This is a genomic window from Stenotrophomonas sp. YJH_SMC_27, assembly GCF_059369815.1.
In genome coordinates, this window is sequence record NZ_JCAFTA010000001.1 from 307,842 (window position 1) to 331,853 (window position 24,012).

The window sequence follows — 24,012 nt, forward strand, 5'->3', positions numbered from 1 at the left end:
CCTGACGGCCTGTACGGCCGCCAGGGCCAGGGTGAACAAGCCTCGCGCGGGTCTGGCGCGGGCGGGACGAGCGGTCAAGCGGCCTCCGGCATTGGGGTGGCCTCGCCGCCCCGGGGTGGATTTATCGATAAACGATATATCACATGCCGCGTGAAAGGCTGAATCGCGAGCGTCGCCCCTGTCAGGGCCCAGGTGCGCCCTGTGCCTGCATCGCTTCGCCAGGGGCGGCCGAGGCCATGGCCTGCACCCCGGCTTCGGCCGCCTGCCGCGTGACCAGGCGGAAGCGCACCTGCAGTTTGCCCTGCCCCGGCGCAGCCCAGCCGTACTGGATGGCCACCTGATCGGCCGACAGTGGCCCACGCCCTGGCAGCGACCGTACCTGCAACGGCTTCGGTGCGGCCTGCACCAACCGGGCAAACCCCTTCTGCACCACCGCCGCGTCGGCCTTCTCGGCGTAGACCGTACACGTTCCATCGTCAGCCCAGCTCACCGCATAGCGGCCACTGGCCAGCGGCACCATCCACGCCACGCCCGATTGCCCCTGCAACAGCGTGGCGGCTTCGGCCGGCTGCAGCGGCGACAGCCCATTGGATTCCATCAGCGACTGCAACCGCGCCGGGGCCCCGATGTGCTGCATGCAGGCGGTATCGAACAGCTCGCTGAAGGGATCCTGCGCCGGGGCCTTGGCCTTGGGCGCACGCGCGGGTTGCGCCACCACCAGTGTGGGCAGCAGGGCCAAAGCCAGCCAGAAGAACGCAGGACGCATCGGGATTCCACGCTACGGAAAACAGCGGGGAGGATGGCAAAGGCCTGGCGCGCCGCGCAATGGCCGCGATGGCCGCCAGCCTCCCGCTGCCGGGTCAGACGGCCATTTCGCCCTGGTCCTCGCCATCCCAATAGTGGATGCGGCTGGCGCGCACGTGAATCAGCACCAGCCCCGGTGTATCCACGCCCTGCTCGAACCAGCGCTCAAGATCCTTCACCCAGTGCTCGCGCATCACAGCGCGATCGCGCACCAGCGCCGCCCTTCCCTGCACGTGCACGAACAACGGCGGCTTGCCCAGCAGCGACTTGCTGCCGGAAAAACCCAGCGCAACGGCGGGGTCAGCCTCAATCTCGTGCACCATGTCGGTGTCTTCCGTGGTGAAGAACCAGCTGTCACCGTCGTAGTCCACGTCACCGTTGTTGCTCATCGGACGACCGGCAATTTCTCCGCCGGCGCGGGTCTGCAGCATGGTGAAATCGATGTCGGCCATCTTCCTGGCCAGTTCGGGCAGGGTGAGCTGGGTCATGGTGTCGTCCTTCATCAAGTGGAATCCCAGCGTCTGCCCAGAGCGGTGACCGAAGCGTGGAAGGTCCATGGCGACTTCTTCACAGAAAACGAGATAGGGCGCGTGGCGCGTGCGTGACGCGATGCTCACCACACCACCTGCGCTTGCAGCAGCTGCACGCCCCATCGCGCGTCGGGCGATCCTGCAGACGCTGCGACGGGTGCATGCACGCATTGGCTGACGCGTGCCATCAGCGCGTGATGCGACCGTCCCCCGCCACCCGTACCCGGTCACGCCCCTGTGCCTTGGCCTGGTACATGGCCGCATCGGCGGCACGCAGCAGGCTGCGCCAGCCCAGCGCATCGGTGCCGCCCTTGGCCACCCCGAAACTGGCGGTCACGCGCAGCACGATGCCCCCGGCCAGCGCGATGTCCATCTGCCGAAGCGCCAATCGCAATGTTTCAGCCAGCTGGCGCCCGCCGGCCAGATCACCGTCGGCCAGCAGCACCAGGAACTCCTCGCCACCATAGCGGGCGATGTTGTCGCTGCGCCGCAGGTGGTGCCGCAGCAACTGCGCCACCTGCACCAGCACTTCGTCGCCGGCTTCATGGCCATGGCCATCGTTGATGGCCTTGAAGCGATCCACGTCCAGCAGGATCACCACGGCGCTTGCCTCGCCCCCCGCATGTCTCCGCTGCACCACCTCATCCAGCGCGCGCCGATTCAACAGCCCGGTCAGTTGGTCGGTACCGGCCAGCTGGCGCAGCTCGCTGGTCAACGCCGAACGCTCGCGCGATTTCTCGCGCAGCACTTCGATGGCATCGAACAGGCGCTGCATCTCGGCCAGCGGGTGGGTGACATTCTCCTCCGGACCGGGGGTATCCGAGGCAAGCTGGATCACCTGCTGCTGCGCCTGCAGCAGTGGCTGCAGGATCTGCAGGTGGGCAATGCGCAGGGCCATGCCCAGCACCACCAGCGTGCCCAGCGCGGTCGCCACCAGCACGGCCAGACGCATGGCCTCACGGTTGCGACTGCGTTCGAAGCGGGCGATGGACACGCTCAGGTAGCCATCGCGCAGCGCCTCCAGCGACTGCAGGGTCGGCACGTAGCGATTGGTGAACGCGGCGGCGGTCCACGACGGCGGCACGCCACGGCGGCCATCCTCGATCAGCTGCTCGATCATCGGCAGTGACTCACCGAAGAGCTGCCGCCGCGCCATGTCCCAGTGCCAGGACAATTCCGGGTCGCTGCGGAACACCGACTCGTGGCTGCTCGCCAACCGCCACAGCTCCAGCAGGCGGCCCTCGGTCTGCAGCGCAGCGCGCACCTGTTCCTCGCGCCACGCCCCCGGTACCGCCACCGGCGCCATCACGTTCGAGGCCAGGCGGCCACCATGCTCGCGAAGATCGAACAACAGCTGGCCCTGCATTGCCGGAATCGCCGCCTCACGGTCGGCACTGACCAGCGCGTTGATCTGCGCCGAGGTCAGCAGATGCAGGCGATCAACCACCGCGAACATGCCGCTGATCGCACGCTCCACCTCCTCCACACGGCGTGCGTCATGCGGTTGCGCCGCGACATGATCGACCGCAGCCCGCGCCGACTTCAGGCGACGCTGCGCGCTGGCCAGCAGCCGATGCTCGTCGTACACGCCCGGGTCATCCTTGAACACGGTCTCCAGCTGCAGCAGGGCAGTGTCGACCCGCTGGCGTGCGACGGCCAGCTGCGCAGCCAGCCGTGCCTGTTCGGCGGCATCGGCCGGGTCAGCCCCCAGCAGGCTGTTGGCCGGGCCTCGCTCGGCCGAAGCCAGGTTGGCAAGATCGAAGGTCTGCCGCAGCTGCCGCAGGCTGGCCAGGTTGCCTTCGGCGTCGGTGTAGCGCAGTGTTCCTTGGACCAGGGCGATGGCCATCAACGGCAATGTGCACACGACAAACAGCCCAGCCAGGATCCAGACCCAGGTCCGCAACCTGATGGGCGATACCTTGCCGGCCATGCAGAATTCCCCTGAAGTGCGGCTCACTGTAGCGACCGGCTCCGGCGGCGCCAAGCCAGTGCCGCCCGATCCGCGAGGGGCGATATAGCGCAGCGCGCGCGAACGCGCCGACAATGCCGGCGCCCCGACGCCAGCCGATCAGATGCGACAGGTTACGCCGGGTCAGATCCAGCGCTGGTCGACCAGTTCGCGCTTCACGTAGGCATAGAACACCGGCGCCGCCACCAGGCCGGGCAGGCCGAACGCCGCCTCCATCACCAGCATGGCCAGCAGCAGCTCCCAGGCGCGGGCCTGGATTTCACCGCCGACGATGCGCGCATTGAGGAAGTACTCCAGCTTGTGGATCACGATCAGGTACAGCAGCGCCGCCACTGCCACGTAGAACGAGACAGACAGCGCAACGATGGTGATGATCGTGTTGGAAATGATGTTGCCCACCACCGGCAGCAGGCCGGCGACGAAGGTGATCAACACCAGGGTCTTGGACAGCGGCAGGTGCACACCGAACAGCGGCAGCACGCCCAGCAGGAAGATCGCGGTGAACACGGTGTTGAGCAGCGAGATCTTCACCTGTGCGAACACCACCTGGCGGAATGAGGTGGCCAGGCGGCTGGTGCGCCCGATCAGCTCCTGCGCCAACGGCCCCATCTTGGGCACGGGAAGTTCGTCGTACAGCGCGATCATCGCCCCCAGCACCATGCCGATCAGTACGCGCACGCCCACCTGCACCACCGAGGTACCGGCCACGCCCAGCTGGCGCTGGTGCTCGGCGGCCCAGTCGTTCAGCGCCGCGCGCAGCGCCGGCATGTCTTCGGGAATGTAGGGTTGCAGCAGCGCCGGCACCTGGTGCCGCGAGGTATTGAGGATCTCCATCAGGCGCGCCAGCAGCGCGTCCGGGCCGCCGGTCTCATTGCGGAAGAACGAGGCCACGCCGATCCCGGCCAGCACCAGCGCGCTGATGATGATGGCCGACAATACGATCACCGCGATCGCCCGCGCTCGTCCCGGCGGCAGCTTGCCTTCCACGGTGGAGGCCAGCACGTGGGTCAGCTGGAACACCAGCAGCCCCGACAGCAGGGTCACCACCAGGCCCAGCTTCAACGCCAGCCACATGCCCAGCAACATCATCAACCACGCCGCGATCCGCGCAACGGGGGGCTTGGGCTGTGCAACGAGGGCGTCTTGCATGGGCGGTGCGTCCGGGCGGGGTGGCCCATGGTAGAGGATTGGTGGCGATGATTCCGGGTACAGCATGGACGAGCGCTACGCCCTCGTTCTGCGGTATGCCCACCGCCCCCGGCCCACTATTCGCCATAGCTGGCGTTGTTCTTGCCCTGGCGCTTGGCGTGGTAGAGCGCACGGTCGGCCAGTGCCAGCCAGTCCTCGACGCTGCCACCGCGCGGCGTTGCCGCGATGCCGATGCTGACGCTGAACTCGATGCCCGGTGTTGCCTGCCGTGCTGCTTCCAGCAGGTGCAGGCGGACCCGCTCGGCCACCTGCATCGCATCGATGGGCGCACAGTCGTGCAGCAGCACCACGAACTCGTCGCCTCCCAGCCGCGCAGGGGTATCACCGGGCCGGGCGAAGGCGCGCAAGGTGGACGCGATATGGCGCAGCACTTCGTCCCCGGCACGATGACCATGCGAGTCATTGATGCGCTTGAAGTCATCCACATCAAGCATCAGCAGGCAGGCGAAACCACCCTGACCCTGCGCCTTGTCCAGTGCCTGCTGAGCGCGGACGATCAGGAAGCCGCGGTTGGCCAGCTCCACCAGCGGGTCCATCCGGCTCAGCCGCTTCAACTGGCGGTTCTGCGATTTCACCCGACGGGCCAGCTGCCAGCTGAGAATGCTCAGCCCGATGCCATACACGAACAGGAACGGGATGCTCAGCATGATCGTGCGTTGCGAGGTCACCGGCTGGAATGGGAAGCCGAGCGCCCACCAGGTGAGTGCGAAGCCCAGCAGCAGCGCCAACGTGGCGCGCGTCGCCAGGCGCACGCCACCGGCTGCGATCTTGTCGGCCACCAGCAGCGCGGCAAACAGCGCGCTGGGCACGGCACTGAGCGCCATGAATGCGATCCAGCCGCCGCCGAACAGGGAATCGGCCACCATGCAGCGGAACTGGACGCGCGCCGGCTGGCGGGAGCGCCGGGTCAGCAGCAGCGCCAGCGCGGGCCACGCCAGCGCGTTGAGCAGCAGCAGGACCCACGCCCATCCGCCATTCTGCCGTTCGAGGATGATCGACGCGATGGGGATCGCCCCCAGTCCATTGCCGACAAAACGCATCCAGCCGATGCGACGTGCCGCGCCAATGCCTTCGACCGCGCCTTCCGCCGAATCGGTGAAGAATGGCATTGCCCCCTCCTGCGCGATCGCACCTGCTGCTACGGCCCTTGCCGGGCTGGCTGCCGGTGAGTCTGACAGGTTCGCGTCAATTCGGGATCAAGGCGGCGCCCCGTGGCGCCGTGTTCACCCGCCCCTGGGGGCCGCCGTGGAACCGCGCAGCATGAAGCTGAACTCCAGCGTCTGCTGCAGCGGCACATCGACCTGTTCGATGATGGCGAGCAGCAGGTTGACCGCGCGCTCGCCAATCTGCCGCATCGGCTGCCTGATCGTCGTCAGCGGCGGCGTGAGGTAGCGCGAGGAGGCCAGGTCGTCAAAGCCGACGATGGACAGGTCCTCCGGCACGCGGATGCCCAGCTCCCGGCAGGCAGCGAGAGTGCCCAACGCCATCTGGTCGCTGAAACAGAAGACCGCAGTCGGCACCGGCGCGACGGCCAACATCGACATCGCAGCTGCATGGCCGGACTCCACCGAAAAGTCACCCGGCATGATGTTCAGCTGGCGCAGGCGCCCACGCGCCTTGCCCGCCGCCCGGACCCCTTCCATCCGTTGCTGGTGCAGCGGATTGTCGGGGGGTCCTCCCACCACCGCGATCCGTTCGTGTCCCAGTCCATACAGGTGTTCCATCACCGTGCGCGCGGCGGCGGCATTGTCGATGTGGACGCTGGGAATCCCCAGTGCGGGATCGAATTCACAGCCGTTGACCACCGGCGCGGCGGAACCGCTTTGCTCAACGATGTCACGCGCCGTAGGTGGCAGGCGATGCCCCAGCACGATCATGCCGTCGGCCTCGTTGCGCCGGAGCATCTGCGCGTAGCGCTCCTCGCGGTCCGGTTGATGCTGGGTATCCCCCAGCAGGACCGCGTAGCCGACCGCCTGCGCTGCGTCCTCCGCGCCCTGCAGGATCTGGGCGAAGAACGGATTGGCAATGTCCGGGACGGTGACCAGGATCTTGCCGCTGCGGTGGGTCTTGAGCGTGCGCGCCACCGTGTTGGGCACATAGCCCAGCGCGGCGGCCGCCTGCTCGATGCGCGCACGGGTGGCCGGCAGGACCTTGTCCGGCCGGGACAGTGCCCGCGACACCGTGCCGGCGGAGACGCCGACGTGCTTTGCGATGTCGTAGATGGTGGCCATGGCGTTAGTTCTCCCGTCCGCTGTGCAGTGCACAACAGGTCCTGCGTGCGCCCCTGCTAGGATAATGCAATCGATTGCATCGAGGGCGAATCACGTTGAAGACGCTCAAGGGTCCAGCGCTGTTCCTGGCGCAGTTCATCGGCGACACAGCTCCTTTTGATCGGCTGGACACGCTGGCCGGATGGGCCGCGGGTCTGGGCTATTCTGGCGTACAAGTTCCCACCTCCGCGCCCCGCCTGTTCGATCTGGCCGAGGCGGCACGCAGCCAGGCGTACTGCGACGATATTGCCGGCATGCTGGCCGGTTACGGCCTTCAGATCACCGAATTGTCTACCCATCTGCAGGGGCAGCTGGTCGCGGTCCATCCTGCCTACGACAGCCTGTTCGACGGATTCGCCCCGGCGAACGTGCGCGGCAACCCGCCGGCGCGCCAGGCGTGGGCGGTGGAGCAGCTGCGGCTGGCGGCTCAGGCCAGCCAGCGCCTGGGGCTGGCCGCGCATGCCACCTTCTCCGGCGCACTGGCCTGGCCCTATTTCTATCCGTGGCCGCAGCGCCCGCCGGGCCTGGTGGAAGAAGCCTTCGCCGAACTCGGCCGCCGCTGGCGACCGATCCTGGATGTCTTCGACACCTGTGGCGTGGACCTGTGCTTCGAGCTCCACCCGGGCGAGGACCTGCACGATGGCGCAACCTTCGAGCGCTTCCTTGACGTGGTCGATCACCACCCGCGCGCGAAGATCCTGTACGACCCCAGCCACCTGCTGCTGCAGCAGATGGACTACCTCGGTTTCATCGATCGCTACCACGCGCGCATCGGCGTCTTCCACGTGAAGGACGCGGAGTACCGGCCCAGCGCGCGCAGCGGCGTGTATGGCGGCTACCAGGACTGGATCGATCGCCCGGGCCGGTTCCGTTCACTCGGTGATGGCCAGATCGACTTCAAGGCGATCTTCTCCAGATTCGCGCAGTACGACTTCCCGGGCTGGGCGGTACTGGAATGGGAGTGCTGCCTGAAGCACCCGGAAGACGGTGCACGCGAGGGCGCCGCCTTCATCCGCGATCACATCATCCATGTAACCGAACGCGCCTTCGACGATTTTGCCGGGAGCGGCACGGATCTGGAATCACTTCACCGCATGCTGGGAATCTGAACCATTTCCGCCCCGGGAGGGCAAGCCATGACGCACGCGATGTCGCGCCTGGGCGCGATGATGTTTCTGCAGTTCTTCATCTGGGGGGCGTGGTTCGTCACCCTGGGGACGTACCTTGTGCAGGGCCCCTTGCAGGCCAGCGCGAGCCAAGTGGCAACCGCGTTCCTCAGCCAGTCCATCGGCGCCATCGTGGCACCCTTCCTGGTCGGCCTGATCGCGGACCGCTATTTCGCGGCGCAGCGCATCCTGGCAGTACTGCACCTGGCTGGCGCGGTGCTGATGTGGCTGGCTTCCACCGCCACCAGTTTCAGCGTGTTTTCCGCGTGCGTCATGGGCTACATGCTGCTGTTCATGCCGACGCTGGCCCTGGCCAACAGCGTGGCGATGCGGCACATGCAATCGCCGGAGAAGCAGTTCCCGCTGGTACGCGTGGCCGGCAGCGTCGGCTGGATCGTCGCAGGCGTGCTGATCGGCTGGCTGGGCTGGGAACAGGCGCATCGGCTTGAACTGACGTTCCGGATGGCGGCTGCGGCATCGCTGGTGCTGGGCCTGTATGCGTTCACCCTGCCGCACACGCCACCACTGGCGCAGCAGCGCGAGGCCGGGCTGGGACAGATCCTGGGGCTGGATTCGTTGCGGCTGCTGAAATCGCGTGCCTATCTGGTGTTCTTCCTGGCCTCCATCGCCATCTGCATTCCGCTGTCGTTCTACTACAACTTCACCAATCCGTATCTCAACGATCTGGGTGTGCAGGGCGCCGCCGGCCTGCAGTCGCTGGGCCAGGTGTCCGAAGTGCTGCTGATGCTGGCCATGCCCTTCCTGTTCGTGCGGCTGGGGGTGAAGACCATGCTGGCGGTCGGCATGGCCGCCTGGGTGGTGCGCTACGCCCTGTTCGCCTTCGGCGATGCGGGCAGCGGCTTCCCGCTGCTGGTGATCGGCATCGTGCTGCACGGCATCTGCTACGACTTCTTCTTCGTCACCGGCCAGATCTACACCGACGCCCATGCCGGCCCCGCCGCGCGCAGCAGCGCACAGGGCTTCATCACCCTGGCCACCTACGGCGTGGGCATGCTGATCGGCACCTTCCTGTCCGGTGCCGTAGTGGAGCACTTCACCACCGCAGCAGGCCCGGACTGGCAACAGATCTGGTTGTTCCCGGCCGGTGTTGCACTGGTGGTGCTGATCGCCTTCCTGCTGCTGTTCCGCGACCGCCCGGCAGCTGCTGCAGCGCCGTACACACCCTGAGGAGACCGGACGATGCCCCACCTTGGAATCGCCATCGTTGGTACCGGCATGATCGGCGCGGTGCATCGCCGCGCGGCACTGCTGGCGGGCGCCGCGGTACGCGGCGTACTGGCCTCGTCGCCGCAGCGCGCGAGCGAGGTGGCACACGCGTGGAATGTCCCGCACGCCTATCGCGATATCGATGACGTCGTCGCTGACCCCCAGGTGCAGGTCGTGCACATCTGCACGCCCAACCACCTGCACCGCGTGATGGCGCAGGCCGCGCTGGAAGCCGGCAAGCACGTGATCTGCGAGAAACCGTTGGCGACGACGGTGGACGATGCACGGGCGCTCGCGGCGCTGGCTGCCTCGACCGGATTGGTTGCCACCGTCCCCTTCGTCTACCGCTACCACCCGGTGGTCCGCGAGGCGCGTGCACGCATCGCGCAGGGTGAACTTGGGCCGTTGCACCTGATCCATGGCAGCTACCTGCAGGACTGGCTGCTGGACCCGGCCAGCAACAACTGGCGGGTTGACCCGGCGCTGGGCGGCGCGTCGCGCGTGTTCGCCGACATCGGCTCGCACTGGTGTGACCTGGTGGAATGGGTCAGTGGCGAACGCTTCACCGAAGCGAGCGCGGCGTTCGCCACGGTCATCGCCGAGCGCAGCGCCACCACTGGCCAGAGCTTCAGCACGCCGGCGACAGGCGGCGCAAGGCAGGCGGTCGAGAGCGAGGACGTGGCCGCAGCGATGTTCAGGACCGGCGCCGGCACGCTGGCGTCATTGACGGTCAGCCAGGTCTCGGCCGGACGCCACAACCGGCTCTGGTTCGAGATCGATGGCGCCAATGCGAGCGTGGCGTTCAACCAGGAGGATGCCGAGCGGCTGTGGATCGGCCGGCCCGAGCAGCGCGAGGAAATCTTCGTGCGCGGCCCGGGTGCCGGCAGTGCCGAACAGCGCCGGTTGTCGCCGCTGCCAGCGGGGCATGCCCAGGGCTACGGCCACTGCTTCGAAGCGTTCGTCGCCGACACCTATCGTGCCGTTGACGGCGAGCGCTTCGAAGGCCTGCCCACCTTCGAAGACGGCCTGCGCTCGGCGCGGATCGTCGATCGCGTCATTGCATCGGCCAGGTCACGCGCCTGGACCGCCATCGGTTGAATCCCGGGAGGAACTGTTGATGAAAGCTCTTTTCCGTAGAAGTACAGGTCTCATCCTGCTGCTCGCTGCCCTGCCCGCCTTCGCAGACGAAGCGGCCACCACGCAGAAGCCGATCGCGGTGCAGATGTACACCCTGCGCAATGCAGGCTCGCTCGACCAGCAGCTGAAAATCGTCCACGACGCGGGCGTGCGTGCGGTGGAGACCGTCGGAACGCAGAACGTCAGCGCTCCGGAACTGAAGCGACTGCTGGACGGGTACTCGATCAGGGCGGTTTCGTCGCACGTGCAGCTGGCCGAGCTGCGCGACAACCTCGATGGCGTGGTGGCCTTCAACCGCTCGATCGGCAACACCACACTGGTGGTGCCCTACCTGGACCAGAAGGACCGTCCGCGCGATGCCGCCGGCTGGACCGCATTGGGCCAGGAGCTGGGCCGGATCGCCAGACAGGTGCGCGTCAAGGGCATGCAGCTGGCCTATCACAACCACGATTTCGAGCTGGCCGACTTCGACGGTCAGACCGGGCTGGAGCTGCTTTTCGCAGCGGCCGGACCCGATCTGAAGACCGAACTGGACCTGGCCTGGGTCGCGCGAGCGGGACTGGACCCGGCGGTGATGCTTGGCAAGTTCCGCGGTCACGTTTTTGCGGTACACGCCAAGGACAATGCACCCAAGGGCCAGGCCGAAGACGAAGGTGGTTTCGCTGCGGTCGGCCAGGGCGTGCTGGACTGGAACGCGATCCTGCCGGCCGCCGCCACCGCTGGCGTGCAGTGGTACATCGTCGAACACGACCAGCCACGCGATCCGGCCAAGGTCATCCAGGCCGGCGCGGACTACCTGCGTGAACACCTGCCGGCCAACGTGCCCGCCCGTGCACAGCACTGACGCGTGAAGGAGCCCCACATGAAAATGATCCTGGCAGTGGCCGTCGCCCTGGGCGGCATGAGCGTTGCGACGGCAACGTGGGCCAAGGACGACCCGGCCGCCGGCGCGAAGCTCTACGCCCAGCACTGCACTGCCTGCCACGGTGCTGAACGCGCCGGCGTACCGCCGACCTTCCCGGCGCTTACCGACGTCGGCAAGCGGCTTCAGCCCGCCCAGGTCAAGGACAAGATCAGGAAGGGCGGAGGATTGATGCCGCCCTTTGCCCAGCTGTCGCAGCAGGAGATCGACGACCTCGCCAGCTATCTGGCGAAGTAGGCGGCCGGCGACCACGCCGGCCGCGTGCCGCTACAGTTCGCGCACCCAGATGTTGCGGTAGCTGACCCTGGAGTCATGCTCCTGCAGATAGAGCGGCGCACATCCGTGCGGTGAGTAGGAGGGAGGACCGATGTACTCGGTCCTGCCCGCCACAGCCGTATCGTCCTGCACCAGAACACCGTTGTGCAGCACCGTGATGCGCGCCGGCGAGAGCAGCCCACCGCCCGGAGAGAAGCGCGGTCCCTTCCAGATGATGTCGTAGGCCTGCCACTGCCCCGGTGCGCGCGAGGCGTTCACCAACGGCATCGCCTGCTTGTAGATCGACCCCGCCTGGCCGTTGGCATACGTCGGGTTGTGGTAGCTGTCGAGCACCTGCAACTCATACAGTTCCTGCAGGAAGATGCCGCTGTTGCCCCGGTTCTGGCCGTCGAAGCCTTTCGTCTCGGTGGGGGTACGCCATTCGACATGCAGCTGGATATCGCAGAAGCGTTGCCTGGTGCGGATGCCCTTGCTGCCCGGAACGACGGTCATGGCGCCATCGGCAACCTTCCAGGGTACACGCCCTCCCTGCTCCGCCTCCCAGGCCGAGACATCCTTGCCATCGAACAGCACGATGGCGTCCGACGGTGCCTTGCCCGGTGGCGTGGCCACCACCGCAGGCACCGGCGTCCACACCTCGGTCTTTTTCGGGTCACGCGCAGCATCGGCACCGTCCTGTGCGAATGCCGTCGCAGCGGCAAGCAGGCCGGCGGTGCCCAGCAGAGCGCGGATCATCCAGGTGTCGTCCATCAGCTGGTCCCCCATGCAGGCGTACCGGGAACGTAGGCAAGGTCGCCGTCGTAACGTCCCGGCACAGCGACGTATTGCAGCACCCCGGTCGCACCGACCTTGGAGGTGAAGAAGCCGAAGATGGCCAGTTGCTTGATCATCGTGAAGTAATGCGGCATCGCCTCGCCTTCTTCTGGCGTACCGGTCTCGGTCACATCGGCATTGCGCGCCTTGGCTTCGGCATCCAGGGTACGCAGCAACGCGGTGCGTGCCTCCGGCGTGAGCGACAGGAAGCGGCCACCGGCACGCTTGTCGATGTCGGCCAGGCCGGCACGGAACACCGCCTGCTGGCGAGCGGTGTAGCAGTCGCTGACGAACGTCGCCATAAAGGCACCGGCGCCCGCGTCCTTCGCCCCGGGTGTCCGGGTCCGCGGCAGGATGGTCTCGGCGATCTCGTCCAGCGTGCCGATATCGGCATCGGTGAACGCGGGCATCGCCCCCGCGGCCGGCGCCTGCCCTTGCACCAGCGCCGGCAGGCCAACCATGGCCGCACCGGTGGCGGCGACGATCATCTTCAGCAGTTCGCGGCGATCCATCAGAAGTTCCCCGCTTTCAGTTCGCGCACCGCATGGTCGGCCGCACGGGCCGTCAACGCCATGTACGTCAGCGAGGGATTCACGCAGGCGCTGGAAGTCATGCAGGCACCGTCGGTCACATAGACATTGGGCGCATCCCAGACCTGGTTGTGTGCATTCAACACCGAGCTCTTCCGATCACGTCCCATGCGCGCGGTCCCCATCTCATGGATGCCCTTGCCCGGGGCATAGTCGTTGTCGTGCATCTTCACGTCCTTGACCCCGGCCGCCTCCAGCATCTCGGCGGCATCGGCGGCCATGTCCTTGCGCATCGCCAGTTCGTTGGCACGCATGGACACATCCATCGCCAGCACCGGCAGCCCCCACTTGTCCTTGCGGTTGCGGTCCAGGCGGATCGCATTGTCGTGGTGCGGCAGCATTTCACCGAACCCGGTCATGCCGATGCGCCAGTCGCCCGGCACGGTCAGCGCCTCCTTCAGGTCGGCACCGATGTTCAGCTCGGCGATCTCGCGCGACCAGCCGGTGCGGCTGGCACCGCCCTGGTAACCGAACCCGCGCAGGTAGCCGCGCTTGTCGGACGCGACATTGCGGAAACGCGGAATGTAGAAGCCGCAGGGCCGGCGGCCGAAGTAGTACTTGTCTTCGTAGCCCTCGACCCGGCCCGAGGCGCCCGCACCGAAATGATGGTCCATCACGTTGTGCCCCAGCTCACCCGACGAAGAACCCAGTCCCCCGTCCCAGACGTCGGTCGCCGAATTCATCAGCAGCCAGGTGGAGTTGAACGACGACGCGTTGAGGAAGATGACCTTGGCGGTGTACTGGTAGGTCTGCCCGGTTTCGGCGTCGATCACCTCCACGCCACGCGCACGCTTGCGGTCCTTGTCGTAGAGCACTTCCTTGACGATCGAGAACGGCCGCAGCGTCAGGTTGCCGGTCTTCATCGCCGCCGGCAGCGTCGCCGACTGGGTCGAGAAATAGGCACCGAAGGGACAGCCCAGGATGCACTTGTTGCGGTACTGGCAGTTCACGCGGCCCTGCTCGGGCATCGGCTGGGTAATGTTGGCAGTGCGCGAGTGGATCATGTGCCGCGTGCCGCCGAAGGCCTTCTTGATCCGCGCGGCCACATCCTTCTCGACGATGTTCAAGGGAATCGGCGGCAGGAATTCGCCGTCCGGCAACACGTCCAGTCCTTCGCGCGTGCCCGCAATGCCGGCGAACCTCTCTACATGGTCGTACCACGGCGCGATGTCGGCATAGCGGATTGGCCAATCGGTGGCGATGCCGTCCTTGAGGTTGGCCTCGAAATCCAGATCGGAGAAGCGATAGCTCTGCCGCCCCCACATCAAGGAACGACCACCGACGTGGTAGCCACGGAACCAGTCGAAGCGCTTGGTCTCGATGTAGGGCGAGTCCTGCTCGTTGGCCCACATCCCTTCCAGGTTCTCAGCCAGCCCGTAGTCGCGCATCAGCACCGGGAACGCGGCCTTCATTGCCTGCGTTGGCCGGTTGCGGTGCGGGAAATCCCACGCCTCCTTCATCGCGTTGACGTAGTCCTTGACGTGCTCGATGTTGCGCCCGCGTTCCAGCATCAGGACCTTCAGGCCCTTCTCGGTCAGCTCCTTCGCTGCCCAGCCGCCACTGATTCCCGAGCCAACAACAATGGCGTCGTAGTGATTATCTGCCATGGGTCTCTCACCTGGGTGGATATCGTTTCAGACGTCGCAGAGGCGGATCGCCTCGCGCAATGAGGCAACGGGATCGGGCGCGGCAGGCGTGAACTCCTGCGCCAGATACCCCTTGAAACCGGTGTCGCGGATCGCGCGGCAGATCGCTGCATAGTTCAGCTCCTGCTGGTCTCCGATCTCATGCCGGCCAGGCACGCCTGCGGTGTGGTAGTGCTTGAAGCAGGCGTGATGCTTGCCGATGGTGGCGATGATGTCGCCCTCCATGATCTGCATGTGGTAGATGTCGTACAGCAGGCCGAAGTTGTCCGAGCCGAGCCGCTGGCACAGCTCCACGCCCCAGGCCGAGTGGTCGCACAGGTAGTCGCGGTGATCGACCTTGGAGTTGAGCAGCTCCATCACCAGCACCACACCGCGCTTCTCGGCATGCCCGAGGATGCGCTTGAGGCCAGCCTCGGCATTGGCCATGCCGTCATGCGGGTCCATACCGTTGCGGTTGCCGGAGAAGCAGATGAGATTCCGGTAACCGGCATCGGCCACCAGATCGATGTGCCGCGTGTAGCGCTCTACCAGCTGGTCGTGGAACTCACGGCCGGCAAAGCCCTTGGTAAGGCCCAGCTCCGCGCCGTTGCACATCGAGCTGTAGACGCCATGGGCCTTCAGCGTGGGCCAGTCTTCGGGGCCGACCAGGTCGATCGCGGCAAAGCCGATGTCCTTCACCGTCGCGCAGAGCTGGGCAACTGACAGCTGCGGGAAGGTCCAGCGGGCCACGGCCTGCTTCAGGTTGCCCTTCAGCGGTGCAGTGGTGGCGAATGCAGGCAACGCTCCCGCAGTACCCAGAGCTACGCCTCCAGCAACCGCCATGCGCAGCGCATCGCGCCGCGTGAGCCCCCTCGAAGGAGCCGGTCTGATCGAATGGATGGACATCCACCTTCCGGCCTCCCAACCGGTATCAAACGCAACGATTCACAGCAATGCAATCGATTGCACCATAGGGGAGGAAATTGGATGCTTGCAAGTTGCGGTGCACGAAAATTCAATGCTGCGGGGCACAACTCCGTAGCAATCGCGGACAAAGAAAAGCCCCGCATGAGCGGGGCTTTCTTTTCTGCTGCAGGCGAGCGTCCGATCAGAACGGGATATCGTCGTCAGCGAAGTCGTCCATCGGCGGCGCCTGCTGCGGCTGCGGGCGCTGGTTGCCGCCCTGGTTGCCGTAACCGCCGCCCTGGTTGCCGCCCTGGCCGCCACGCTGGCCACCGCCGCCGCCGTACTCCTGGCGCGGCGCCTGCTGGCGCTGCGGACGATCGCCGCCGTAGTTGCCACCACCGCCACCTTCACCGCGGCCGCCCAGCATCTGCATTTCATCGGCGATGATGTCCGTGGAGTACTTCTCCACGCCGTCCTGGCCGGTGTACTTGTCGTAGCGCAGGCTGCCTTCGACGTAGACCGAGCTGCCCTTGCGCAGGTACTCGCCGGCGATCTCGCCGAGCTTGCCGAAGAACACCACGCGGTGCCATTCGGTGCGCTCCTGCTGGTTGCCATCCTTGTCCTTGCGGACGCTGGTGGTGGCCAGGCTGATGCGGGTGATCGCCATGCCGCTCTGGGTGTACTTCACGTCCGGGTCGTTGCCGAGATTGCCGACCAGGATGACTTTGTTGATGCCGCGCGCCATAGATGGATTCTTCCGTTGTCCGGGGCTGGACCAGTGATAGCACACCCGACGGGGTGCCGATACGCTGGACCTCCCGCGGTTGCGAATGGGGGGATATCGGAACGAGGCATCTTACCATTCCCTTCGCCCCCGGCCCGTCGGGAATCCGGCCGATCCGGGTCGGAACCGACCTCAACGAAGCAGGGTGCGATCCAGCAGCAAGCCGGTGACCCGTGTGAGCTCCCCCACCGCCACCACCCTGGGCCCTTCATGGCAGTGGAAGCGCACGCCGGGCCGGATACGCTCCCGGTGCAGCCCCGCCCTGAGCACCTCATTGACCACGGTCAGGCCGGCCAACAGGGGCTCGCCCACCGGCAGCTCGGTCGCACAGCTGTCGCCCTCGGCGTGACGGAAGTCGGGCCAGATCATGAACAGCTCTGGCGCCCCGGCGTCATCGGCGTAGGCGAAGTCCCAGCGGATACCGTTCCGGGCCGGGCTGCGACGCCCACCCTCCTCTGGCGCAAGGATGCGGATCCGCGCCTCGAAATCGTCGGGGACACCCGGGTACAGGCGAAAGGTCACCGCTTGGCTCCATCAGGCTATGGTGTTGACCGTCGCACGACCGCGACCGTGGCCACAAGCAGTGACGGCCAGGACGGCCGGCAGCCACCCCATGGCATCATGCCCGGGCACCCTTCCCCCTGCCCCCTCCCGCGTTCCCATGACGATCAAAGGCAAAGCCACCTCCCTGGACATCGCCCATCTGGCCGGGGTCTCCCAGCCAACCGTGTCGCGGGCCCTGCGCGGCAGCCCGATGGTCAACGCCGAGACCCGCGAGCGCATCCTGCGCATCGCCCGCGAGCTGAACTACAAGGTCGACAAGAACGCCTCCAGCCTGCGCCTGCGCAACGCCGGCACGCTGGCCCTGCTGTTCTTCGAAGACCCGACCAACGACGATTCGCTGATCAATCCGTTCTTCCATTCGATGCTGGGCTCGATCACCCGCGCCTGCGCGCTGCACGGGCAGGACCTGCTGGTCTCGTTCCAGCAGCTGTCCACCGACTGGCAGGCCGATTACGAGGACAGCAACAAGGCCGACGGCATCATCCTGCTCGGCTACGGCGACTACCACGAATCGCGCGACCGCCTGCAGCGGCTGGTCGAACAGGGCACGCACTTCGTGCGCTGGGGCGCCGCCCTGCCCGGCCAGCCGGGCGTGTCGATCGGCAGCGACAACTTCCAGGGCGGGCATGACATCACCACCCACCTGCTGCAGCAGGGCTGCCGCCGCATCGCCTTCCTCGGCCATGCCTCCAGCCATTACCCCGAATTCCAGGAACGCTACCGCGGCCACGTCGCGGCCCTGCAGGACCACGGCCTGGCCGCCGAACCGGCGCTGCAGCACGATGCGATCACCACCGAGGCTTCCGGCCAGGAGGCCTGCCAGGCGCTGCTGGCGCGTGGCGAGCCGATCGATGCGATCTGCGCCGCCAGCGACCTGATCGCCATCGGTGCGATGCGCGCCCTGCGCGAGGCCGGGCTCCGGGTGCCGCAGGACGTGGCGGTGACCGGCTTCGACGACATCCCGCTGGCGGCCTCGGTGTCCCCGGCGCTGACCACGGTCCAGCAGGACACCAAGCAGGCCGGCCAGCTGCTGGTGGAGCGCCTGCTGGCGTTGATCGGCCGACAGCCGGTGCAGAGCCAGAGCATCCCGGTGAAGCTGGTGGTGCGGGAATCGTCGCTGCGCCGGTAAGCGCCGCCAGACCTCCCGCCACGCCCCAACGTGCGACGGCGGAATTCTCCCCCCATGACCAACGGCGGATGCGCACGGAAGCCGATGCGCGGATAACGCGCAGACATCGCCCATGGAAAGGTGTACGTCGCATGCTGAAGATCGATTCGCTGTCCAAGACGTACGCCAACGGCGTGCATGCCCTCAACAACGTCACCCTGGACATCCCGCGCGGCATGTTCGGCCTGCTCGGTCCGAACGGCGCCGGCAAGTCGTCGCTGATGCGCACGCTGTCCACCCTGCAGGAAGCCGACAGCGGCACGGCCACCCTCACCATTCCAGGCGAGGCGCCGATCGACGTACTGCGCGACAAGGACGCGGTGCGCCGCCGGCTGGGCTACCTGCCGCAGGATTTCGGCGTGTACCCGAAAGTCAGCGCGCTGGACCTGCTGGAGCATTTCGCGGTGCTCAAGGGCCTGACGCAGCGCGCGCAGCGCCGCGAGGTGGTCGATGGGCTGCTGCAGCAGGTGAACCTGTGGGACGCGCGCAAGCGCAAGCTGGGCACCTACTCCGGCGGCATGCGCCAGCGCTTCGGCATTGCCCAGGCGCTGCTGGGTGACCCGCGGTTGGTGATCGTCGATGAACCCACCGCCGGCCTCGACCCGGAAGAGCGCAACCGCTTCCTCAACCTGTTGGCGGCGATCGGCGAGAACGTGGCGGTGATCCTCTCCACCCACATCGTCGAGGACGTGACCGATCTGTGCCCGACGATGGCGATCATGAACAAAGGCCAGGTGCTGCTGACCGGGCGCCCGGCCGATGCCATCGACGCCCTGCAGCAGCAGGTCTGGCGCAAGCAGGTTGATCCTTCGGAACTGGCCGACCACGAGGCACGCTACGTGGTGCTGTCCACCCGCCTGGTCGGTGGCCGCCCGGTGATCCACGTGCACAGCGCCAACGACCCTGGCGACGGCTTCGCGGCCGTGGCTCCCGACCTCGAGGACGTGTACTTCCAGCGCCTGCGCCTTCAGGCCCGTAGCCGCGTCGCAGCCTGAGCGGAGCACGCCATGATCCTCAACTTCTTCCGCTTCGAGCTGCGCGAGCAGCTGCGATCCCCGCTGCTGTGGCTGCTGGCCGGGCTGTTCGCCCTGCTTGCCTTTGCCGCCGCGTCCAGCGACGCCGTGCAGATCGGTGGCGGCACCGGCAACGTGCACAGCAACGCGCCCACCGTGATCGCACAGATGCTGGGCATCTTCACCCTGCTCGGCATGCTGGTCACCGCCCTGTTCGTCAGCAACGCGCTGTTGCGTGACTTCGAACTCGGCACTGCCGAACTGATCTTCGCCAGCCCGGTGAAGCGCCGCGATTACCTGGCCGGGCGCATCGCTGCCGCCCTGGCGGCCGGGCTGCTGGTCTACATCCTGATCGCATTCGGCCTGTGGCTGGCGCCGTTCATGCCGTGGGTCGATCCCGAGCGCATGGGCCCGATCAGCTGGCAGGGCTATGCCTGGACGTTCGCGGTCGTCGTCATTCCGAACCTGTTGTTCACCACCGCGCTGCTGTCGCTGCTGGCAGCGCTGACCCGCTCGATCCTCTGGGTCTACATCGGCCTGGTGGCCTACCTGGTCTTGTACGGCGCCAGCGCGGCCCTGCTGCGCGACATCGACAATACGTGGATCGCGGTGCTGAGCGAACCGCTGGGCATGCGCGCACTCGGCCGTACCATCCGCTACTGGTCCACCGCCGAACGCAACAGCGGGGTTCCCGAGCTGGCCGGCTACCTGCTGGCCAATCGCGCCCTGTGGTTGGGCGTGGCTGCCGCGCTGTTTGCCGCCACCTTCGCGCTGTTCCGCACCGAACGCAGCGGCAGTGGCCGTCGGCGCTGGGGCCGCAGGCAGGCGCAACCGGCTTCCGAAGCCAGCGTGGTCCGTCCCACCCGCGCGACACTGCCGCGCGTGATACCGGCGTTCACTGCCAGCACGGCGTGGCAGCAGTTCCTGCGCCAAGTCCGCTTCGATACACGCGGTGTCCTGCGCAGCGTGCCGTTCATCGTGCTGCTGGTACTGGGCCTGGCCAACTTCCTGCCCAGCGCGCTGTTCCGGCAGACCCTGTACGGCACCTCGATCTGGCCGGTCACCTCGCAGATGATCATGGGCCTGCAGGGGGCCTTCAGCTGGCTGCTGGTGATCATCGTGCTGTTCTTCGCCGGTGAGCTGGTCTGGAAGGAACGCAGTGCGCGCATCAATGAAGTGACCGATGCCATGCCGGTGCCGAACTGGGTGCCTCTGCTGGCCAAGTTCACCGCACTGCTGGCCGTGATCATCTGCTTCCAGGCCGCCGGCGCGCTGGCCGCGATGGGCGTGCAGCTGGCCAAGGGCTACACGCATCTGGAGCCGCTGCTGTACCTGCGCAGCCTCGCGCTGGATTCGGTGGTCTACATCCTGATGGGGGGCCTGGCGCTGGTGCTGCAGGTGCTCACCAACAACAAGTTCGTCGGATACGCATTGCTGATCGTGGTGATGATCGGCCAGGGCGTGCTCGGCCTGCTCGACTACACGCAGAACCTGTACAACTTCGGCAGCTGGCCCAACGCGCCCTATTCGGACATGAACGGCTACGGCCACTTCCTGACCGGGCAACTGGCGTTCCAGGGCTACTGGGCGTTGTTCCTGCTGACGCTGATGTGCTTGGCGTCGGCCTTCTGGGTACGGGGTGTCAGCCAGGGCCTGCGCCAGCGCCTGGCTCTGGCCGGCCGCCGCCTGCGCGGCCCGACCGGCGCCTTTGCAGCGCTGGCAGCAGTGGCGTTCGTCGGCGTGGGGGGCTGGCTGTACTGGAGCACCAACATCCGCAACGAGTTCCTTTCTCCGGACCAGCAGCTGGATCTGCAGGCCCGCTACGAGCGCGAGCTGTCGAAGTACCGCAACCTGCCGCAGCCCCGCATCGTGGCGGTGGACAACCGCGTGGACCTGTCCCCCGAATCGCAGTCGATGGTGATCGATGCGAACTGGACGATCCGCAATCTCCACGCGCAGCCGATCCCGGAACTGCATGTCTCGATGGGCGATGACAAACAGCTGGTAGCCGCCGATCTTGGCGGACAGACGATGGCCTTCCATGCCAAGGACCTGGGGTATCGCATCTATCGGCTGGACAAGCCTCTGCAACCGGGCGAAAGCCGCCGTGTCCATTTCCGGGTGGTGCAGAAGCCCAATGGCATCACCGCCGGCCAGGCGCCGAGCAACATCGTGGACAACGGCACGTTCTTCAACAGCCGCGTGTTGCCGTCGTTCGGCTACAACGAGGGCGCGGAGATCACCGACCGCAACGAGCGGCGCAAGCGCGACCTGGGTGAGCCGCGGCGCATGCCCAAGCTGGAAGACGAAGCCGCGCGTGCCAACACGTACATAGCCAACGATGCCGACTGGCTCGACTTCCGCACCACGATCTGCACGGCACCGGACCAGGTGGCGCTGGCCCCGGGCTATCTGCAGCATGAGAGCACGGTCAATGGCTGGCGCTGCTTCAGCTATGCCATGGATCGACCGATGCTGAACTTCTACGCCTATCTGTCGGCGCGCTGGGAGGTGCGCAAGGCAAAGTACAAGGACATACCGATCGAGGTCTACTTCGACCCGGCGCACGGCTACAACGTGGAGCGGATGATCGAAGCGGTGCAGAAATCGCTGGCCTACTACGAGGCGAACTTCACCCCGTACCAGCATCGCCAGGTGCGCATCATCGAGTTCCCGGGTTATGCCCGCTTCGCGCAGTCGTTCGCCAACACCATCCCCTACTCCGAAGCCATCGGTTTCATCGCCGACCTGCGTGACCCGGACAAGGTGGACTACGTGTTCTACGTGACCGCGCACGAAATCGCACACCAGTGGTGGGCGCACCAGGTGATCGGTGCCAACGTGCAGGGCGCCACGGTGCTGTCCGAATCGTTGTCGCAGTATTCGGCACTGATGGTGATGGAGCAGGAGTACGGCCGCCAGCACATGCGTCAGTTCCTCAAGCGCGAACTGGACGGTTACCTGTCCGGCCGCGGCGGCGAGGCCATCGAGGAACAGCCGCTGGAGCGCGTGGAGAACCAGCAGTACATCCACTACCAGAAGGGTTCGCTGGTGTTCTACCGGCTGCGTGAAGAGATCGGCGAAGTGGCCCTGAACCGCGCGTTGAAGCGCTTCCTGCAGGACAAGGGCTACCAGCAGCCGCCGTACACCACCTCACGCGAACTGCTGAGCTACATCCGTGCCGAGACCCCGGCCGACCGCCAGCAGCTGGTCACTGACCTGTTCGAGAAGATCAGCTTCTACGACAACCGCGTGATGGCCGCCAGCGCCCGAAAGCGCGATGACGGTCGTTACGACGTGACCCTGGACCTGCATGCCAGCAAGCAGTATGCCGATGGCAAGGGCAAGGAGACCGCCGGCAAGATGGATGACTGGGTGGAGATCGGCGTGTTCGCCAATGGGCCGTCGGGCAAGGAGCGCGACCAGAAGGTGCTGTACCTGCAGCGCCACCACATCACCAGCGCCGCGCCGAAGATCACGGTGACGGTGGATGAAAAGCCGGACGAAGCAGGCTTCGATCCCTACAACAAGCTGATCGACCGGGTGAGCGATGACAATCGGCGCAAGGTGACGATGTGAGGCAACGGGGCGCCGGCCTGTGCGCCAGCGTTCCACGCAGCACGTGCGGGCTTGGCTCGGCTTTGCTGTTTGGCTTGGCCCTCCTGTAGTGCCGAGCCATGCTCGGCACATTGTCTACGGCAGCCGCGAAAATTCAGTGCACCGCGGCCTTCGGCCCCAGCAACGCCAGCAGCACGAAGACCACGACCGAGGCGACGGTGCCGAGCACCGCCGGTAACCCGAACGCCCACGCCGAACGGCCCTGCTGGCGTGCCCACTGGGCCAGATGCCAGGCCGCGCCCAGGTTGATCAGCCAGGCAACCACGAACACCGGCCACAGCACCATGCCCACCGCGCGCAGCAAGGGCATGGACACCAGCGCGGCAACGATCGCCGCGATCAGGAAGATCAGCGCAGAGCGGGAATGGCGTGATGTGGATGCGCTCATGCGGCCAACCTGCGCACCATCACCAGCACGCGATAGCTGCGGTTGTCGGCTTCCTGCAGCGGCTTCCAGCCCAGCCGAGCGTACAGGCCGCCATCCAGCGCTTCGGTCTGTAGATACAACTCGGAAACGCCCATCCGAACCGCCTGCGCCGCTGCCTGCTGGACCAGCCCACTGGCCAGCCTGCGGCCCCGATGGCTGTCGGCCACGAACACGCTGCCCAGCCAGTGTTCATACTGCGGGAATGCCTGCATCTCCCTGCGCTTGAGCTGCACGGCACCAACCAACTGGTCTCCATCGAAGGCGGCGATCAGGTGCGGGAAACCTCCGGCGTCCTGCGGCGGATTGAGCCGCTGCAGTTCCTGTTCCAGCGACAGGCCCGCGTCCTGGCCCCATTGTGCGTGGTACCACTCGGCCAGTTGCTGCCGTTCCGGTGCGCCAGCGGGTAATACCCTGAATTCCATGGCAATGCCTTGATCCCGATATTGCCCAAGAGGATCACGGACGGCGCTCGAAGGGAAGCCTTCTGTAGAGTCGCGCCGTGCTCGACTGATCCGGCATTGCGCGAACGGCAGCCGAGCATGGGCTCGGCTCTACATGACAATCAACCCTGGGCGAAGTCCTTCAGGATCTCGCCGACGCCGCTGGGCGAGATCTCGAAGCCCAGCGAAGTGCCCGGGTTGATCACCACGCCGTAGCCACCCGGCACGCGGCGCAGCACGTCCAGCATCCGCCAGCGGATCTGGTGTTCGGCCTGCTGGCTGTAGATGCCCACCCGCGACGGATCGGTGAACACGGCCACGTGCAGGGTGCCCTGCTTGTCGAACAGCAGCGGGTCGAAGCCGCTGCCATCGGGGGTCACCAGGCTGCCGGTCAGCAGTACCACCTCGGAAGCGACGAAGGCCTCCATGAAGGCGCGGATCGGCACCGCCCCGTCCATCGCCGCCTTCAGCAGGGTTTCGATCGGGGTCTGCGGGGCGAGGTCGGTCATGGCGGTACGGCGGGGCGTGAGGGGGGGCCTATTGTAGGGTCGAGC

At 66.5% G+C, this 24,012-nt stretch carries 24 protein-coding genes; 9 read left to right on the forward strand and 15 right to left on the reverse strand.

What is annotated here, in order from left to right; all coding sequences use genetic code 11:
* Positions 1-181: 181 nt before the first annotated feature.
* The 3 genes from AC5P7R_RS01425 to AC5P7R_RS01435 all read right to left on the reverse strand — a co-directional run bounded on the left by AC5P7R_RS01425 (position 182) and on the right by AC5P7R_RS01435 (position 3,180).
* Positions 182-766 (reverse strand): NMCC_0638 family (lipo)protein, encoded by a 585-nt coding sequence (locus AC5P7R_RS01425; RefSeq protein WP_021203074.1) that lies wholly within the window; start codon positions 764-766, stop codon positions 182-184.
* 94 nt (positions 767-860) lie between these two features.
* A complete protein-coding gene (locus AC5P7R_RS01430) occupies positions 861-1,292 on the reverse strand; it encodes a pyridoxamine 5'-phosphate oxidase family protein (protein WP_026346954.1) in 432 nt (143 codons plus the stop codon).
* A gap of 229 nt (positions 1,293-1,521) precedes the next feature.
* Positions 1,522-3,180 carry a GGDEF domain-containing protein gene (locus tag AC5P7R_RS01435; RefSeq protein ID WP_227853937.1) on the reverse strand — a complete coding sequence of 553 codons (1,659 nt, stop codon included), beginning with the start codon at positions 3,178-3,180 and terminating at the stop codon, positions 1,522-1,524.
* On the opposite strand from AC5P7R_RS01435, the gene AC5P7R_RS01440 reads away from it, so the two are divergent.
* Positions 3,173-3,352 carry a hypothetical protein gene (locus tag AC5P7R_RS01440; protein WP_227844117.1) on the forward strand — a complete coding sequence of 60 codons (180 nt, stop codon included), beginning with the start codon at positions 3,173-3,175 and terminating at the stop codon, positions 3,350-3,352. The genes AC5P7R_RS01435 and AC5P7R_RS01440 overlap by 8 nt on opposite strands.
* 74 nt (positions 3,353-3,426) lie before the next feature.
* On the opposite strand, the gene AC5P7R_RS01445 is transcribed toward AC5P7R_RS01440, so the two are convergent.
* From AC5P7R_RS01445 to AC5P7R_RS01455, 3 genes are all read right to left on the reverse strand, one after another.
* The gene (locus tag AC5P7R_RS01445; protein WP_227853938.1) at positions 3,427-4,452 is read right to left on the reverse strand and encodes an AI-2E family transporter; all 1,026 of its coding nucleotides are present in this window, start codon (positions 4,450-4,452) and stop codon (positions 3,427-3,429) included.
* A gap of 116 nt (positions 4,453-4,568) precedes the next feature.
* Positions 4,569-5,621 (reverse strand): sensor domain-containing diguanylate cyclase, encoded by a 1,053-nt coding sequence (locus AC5P7R_RS01450; RefSeq protein WP_019659361.1) that lies wholly within the window; start codon positions 5,619-5,621, stop codon positions 4,569-4,571.
* Positions 5,622-5,735: 114 nt separating this feature from the next.
* Entirely contained in the window at positions 5,736-6,743 is a 1,008-nt protein-coding gene (locus AC5P7R_RS01455; protein ID WP_197575778.1) for a LacI family DNA-binding transcriptional regulator, read from the reverse strand.
* Between the two features lie 95 nt (positions 6,744-6,838).
* On the opposite strand from AC5P7R_RS01455, the gene AC5P7R_RS01460 reads away from it, so the two are divergent.
* From AC5P7R_RS01460 to AC5P7R_RS01480, 5 genes are read left to right on the forward strand one after another with little or no spacing between them, the layout of a single operon-like run.
* Positions 6,839-7,891 (forward strand): sugar phosphate isomerase/epimerase family protein, encoded by a 1,053-nt coding sequence (locus tag AC5P7R_RS01460; protein WP_021203068.1) that lies wholly within the window; start codon positions 6,839-6,841, stop codon positions 7,889-7,891.
* Positions 7,892-7,918: 27 nt separating this feature from the next.
* On the forward strand, positions 7,919-9,136 hold the full coding sequence (locus AC5P7R_RS01465; protein ID WP_019659364.1) for a nucleoside permease: 1,218 nt from the start codon (positions 7,919-7,921) through the stop codon (positions 9,134-9,136).
* Positions 9,137-9,148: 12 nt separating this feature from the next.
* Complete coding sequence (locus AC5P7R_RS01470) at positions 9,149-10,273, forward strand: Gfo/Idh/MocA family protein (RefSeq protein WP_227853940.1); 1,125 nt, start codon at positions 9,149-9,151, stop codon at positions 10,271-10,273.
* A gap of 19 nt (positions 10,274-10,292) precedes the next feature.
* Positions 10,293-11,156, forward strand: a complete 864-nt coding sequence (locus AC5P7R_RS01475) for a sugar phosphate isomerase/epimerase family protein (protein ID WP_227853941.1) — start codon at positions 10,293-10,295, stop codon at positions 11,154-11,156.
* An 18-nt stretch (positions 11,157-11,174) separates the two neighbouring features.
* Positions 11,175-11,471 (forward strand): c-type cytochrome, encoded by a 297-nt coding sequence (locus AC5P7R_RS01480; RefSeq protein ID WP_019659367.1) that lies wholly within the window; start codon positions 11,175-11,177, stop codon positions 11,469-11,471.
* Positions 11,472-11,501: 30 nt separating this feature from the next.
* Here AC5P7R_RS01480 and AC5P7R_RS01485 read toward each other — a convergent pair whose 3' ends face one another.
* From AC5P7R_RS01485 to AC5P7R_RS01510, 6 genes are all read right to left on the reverse strand, one after another.
* The gene (locus tag AC5P7R_RS01485; protein WP_021203064.1) at positions 11,502-12,275 is read right to left on the reverse strand and encodes a 3-keto-disaccharide hydrolase; all 774 of its coding nucleotides are present in this window, start codon (positions 12,273-12,275) and stop codon (positions 11,502-11,504) included.
* Complete coding sequence (locus AC5P7R_RS01490) at positions 12,260-12,835, reverse strand: gluconate 2-dehydrogenase subunit 3 family protein (RefSeq protein WP_019659369.1); 576 nt, start codon at positions 12,833-12,835, stop codon at positions 12,260-12,262. The genes AC5P7R_RS01485 and AC5P7R_RS01490 overlap by 16 nt, the downstream gene beginning before the upstream one ends.
* Positions 12,835-14,520: a GMC oxidoreductase gene (locus tag AC5P7R_RS01495; RefSeq protein ID WP_134735498.1), complete on the reverse strand. Its 1,686-nt coding sequence runs from the start codon at positions 14,518-14,520 to the stop codon at positions 12,835-12,837. Before AC5P7R_RS01495 ends, AC5P7R_RS01490 begins: the two co-directional genes overlap by 1 nt.
* Positions 14,521-14,547: 27 nt before the next feature.
* Complete coding sequence (locus AC5P7R_RS01500; RefSeq protein WP_021203061.1) at positions 14,548-15,444, reverse strand: hydroxypyruvate isomerase family protein; 897 nt, start codon at positions 15,442-15,444, stop codon at positions 14,548-14,550.
* Positions 15,445-15,646: 202 nt separating this feature from the next.
* Entirely contained in the window at positions 15,647-16,189 is a 543-nt protein-coding gene (locus AC5P7R_RS01505; RefSeq protein WP_495213707.1) for a single-stranded DNA-binding protein, read from the reverse strand.
* Between the two features lie 171 nt (positions 16,190-16,360).
* The gene (locus AC5P7R_RS01510; RefSeq protein WP_021203059.1) at positions 16,361-16,750 is read right to left on the reverse strand and encodes a hypothetical protein; all 390 of its coding nucleotides are present in this window, start codon (positions 16,748-16,750) and stop codon (positions 16,361-16,363) included.
* A 139-nt stretch (positions 16,751-16,889) separates the two neighbouring features.
* Here AC5P7R_RS01510 and AC5P7R_RS01515 point away from each other — a divergent pair, with 139 nt between their 5' ends.
* The 3 genes from AC5P7R_RS01515 to AC5P7R_RS01525 all read left to right on the forward strand — a co-directional run bounded on the left by AC5P7R_RS01515 (position 16,890) and on the right by AC5P7R_RS01525 (position 22,552).
* The gene (locus tag AC5P7R_RS01515) at positions 16,890-17,921 is read left to right on the forward strand and encodes a LacI family DNA-binding transcriptional regulator (RefSeq protein ID WP_019659374.1); all 1,032 of its coding nucleotides are present in this window, start codon (positions 16,890-16,892) and stop codon (positions 17,919-17,921) included.
* A 131-nt stretch (positions 17,922-18,052) separates the two neighbouring features.
* Complete coding sequence (locus AC5P7R_RS01520; protein ID WP_171952350.1) at positions 18,053-18,955, forward strand: ABC transporter ATP-binding protein; 903 nt, start codon at positions 18,053-18,055, stop codon at positions 18,953-18,955.
* Between the two features lie 12 nt (positions 18,956-18,967).
* Positions 18,968-22,552, forward strand: a complete 3,585-nt coding sequence (locus AC5P7R_RS01525; protein WP_495213709.1) for an ABC transporter permease/M1 family aminopeptidase — start codon at positions 18,968-18,970, stop codon at positions 22,550-22,552.
* Between the two features lie 133 nt (positions 22,553-22,685).
* Here AC5P7R_RS01525 and AC5P7R_RS01530 read toward each other — a convergent pair whose 3' ends face one another.
* The 3 genes from AC5P7R_RS01530 to AC5P7R_RS01540 all read right to left on the reverse strand — a co-directional run bounded on the left by AC5P7R_RS01530 (position 22,686) and on the right by AC5P7R_RS01540 (position 23,967).
* Positions 22,686-22,979: a hypothetical protein gene (locus AC5P7R_RS01530; RefSeq protein WP_227853944.1), complete on the reverse strand. Its 294-nt coding sequence runs from the start codon at positions 22,977-22,979 to the stop codon at positions 22,686-22,688.
* Positions 22,976-23,440 (reverse strand): GNAT family N-acetyltransferase, encoded by a 465-nt coding sequence (locus AC5P7R_RS01535; protein WP_021203055.1) that lies wholly within the window; start codon positions 23,438-23,440, stop codon positions 22,976-22,978. The genes AC5P7R_RS01530 and AC5P7R_RS01535 overlap by 4 nt, the downstream gene beginning before the upstream one ends.
* A gap of 140 nt (positions 23,441-23,580) precedes the next feature.
* Positions 23,581-23,967, reverse strand: a complete 387-nt coding sequence (locus tag AC5P7R_RS01540; RefSeq protein WP_021203054.1) for an SseB family protein — start codon at positions 23,965-23,967, stop codon at positions 23,581-23,583.
* Positions 23,968-24,012 lie beyond the last annotated feature (45 nt).

Bases quoted from the DNA above. Each gene is read 5' to 3' on its own strand.
- AC5P7R_RS01490 (WP_019659369.1), bottom strand. From the start codon at position 12,835: ATGGATCGCCGCGAACTGCTGAAGATGATCGTCGCCGCCACCGGTGCG.
- AC5P7R_RS01515 (WP_019659374.1), top strand. From the start codon at position 16,890: ATGACGATCAAAGGCAAAGCCACCTCCCTGGACATCGCCCATCTGGCC.
- AC5P7R_RS01425 (WP_021203074.1), bottom strand. From the start codon at position 766: ATGCGTCCTGCGTTCTTCTGGCTGGCTTTGGCCCTGCTGCCCACACTG.
- AC5P7R_RS01525 (WP_495213709.1), top strand. From the start codon at position 18,968: ATGATCCTCAACTTCTTCCGCTTCGAGCTGCGCGAGCAGCTGCGATCC.
- AC5P7R_RS01455 (WP_197575778.1), bottom strand. From the start codon at position 6,743: ATGGCCACCATCTACGACATCGCAAAGCACGTCGGCGTCTCCGCCGGC.
- AC5P7R_RS01435 (WP_227853937.1), bottom strand. From the start codon at position 3,180: ATGGCCATCGCCCTGGTCCAAGGAACACTGCGCTACACCGACGCCGAA.
- AC5P7R_RS01530 (WP_227853944.1), bottom strand. From the start codon at position 22,979: ATGAGCGCATCCACATCACGCCATTCCCGCTCTGCGCTGATCTTCCTG.
- AC5P7R_RS01445 (WP_227853938.1), bottom strand. From the start codon at position 4,452: ATGCAAGACGCCCTCGTTGCACAGCCCAAGCCCCCCGTTGCGCGGATC.
- AC5P7R_RS01475 (WP_227853941.1), top strand. From the start codon at position 10,293: ATGAAAGCTCTTTTCCGTAGAAGTACAGGTCTCATCCTGCTGCTCGCT.
- AC5P7R_RS01465 (WP_019659364.1), top strand. From the start codon at position 7,919: ATGACGCACGCGATGTCGCGCCTGGGCGCGATGATGTTTCTGCAGTTC.
- AC5P7R_RS01485 (WP_021203064.1), bottom strand. From the start codon at position 12,275: ATGGGGGACCAGCTGATGGACGACACCTGGATGATCCGCGCTCTGCTG.
- AC5P7R_RS01430 (WP_026346954.1), bottom strand. From the start codon at position 1,292: ATGACCCAGCTCACCCTGCCCGAACTGGCCAGGAAGATGGCCGACATC.
- AC5P7R_RS01540 (WP_021203054.1), bottom strand. From the start codon at position 23,967: ATGACCGACCTCGCCCCGCAGACCCCGATCGAAACCCTGCTGAAGGCG.
- AC5P7R_RS01505 (WP_495213707.1), bottom strand. From the start codon at position 16,189: ATGGCGCGCGGCATCAACAAAGTCATCCTGGTCGGCAATCTCGGCAAC.
- AC5P7R_RS01450 (WP_019659361.1), bottom strand. From the start codon at position 5,621: ATGCCATTCTTCACCGATTCGGCGGAAGGCGCGGTCGAAGGCATTGGC.
- AC5P7R_RS01535 (WP_021203055.1), bottom strand. From the start codon at position 23,440: ATGGAATTCAGGGTATTACCCGCTGGCGCACCGGAACGGCAGCAACTG.
- AC5P7R_RS01520 (WP_171952350.1), top strand. From the start codon at position 18,053: ATGCTGAAGATCGATTCGCTGTCCAAGACGTACGCCAACGGCGTGCAT.
- AC5P7R_RS01495 (WP_134735498.1), bottom strand. From the start codon at position 14,520: ATGGCAGATAATCACTACGACGCCATTGTTGTTGGCTCGGGAATCAGT.
- AC5P7R_RS01480 (WP_019659367.1), top strand. From the start codon at position 11,175: ATGAAAATGATCCTGGCAGTGGCCGTCGCCCTGGGCGGCATGAGCGTT.
- AC5P7R_RS01470 (WP_227853940.1), top strand. From the start codon at position 9,149: ATGCCCCACCTTGGAATCGCCATCGTTGGTACCGGCATGATCGGCGCG.
- AC5P7R_RS01500 (WP_021203061.1), bottom strand. From the start codon at position 15,444: ATGTCCATCCATTCGATCAGACCGGCTCCTTCGAGGGGGCTCACGCGG.
- AC5P7R_RS01440 (WP_227844117.1), top strand. From the start codon at position 3,173: ATGGCCATCAACGGCAATGTGCACACGACAAACAGCCCAGCCAGGATC.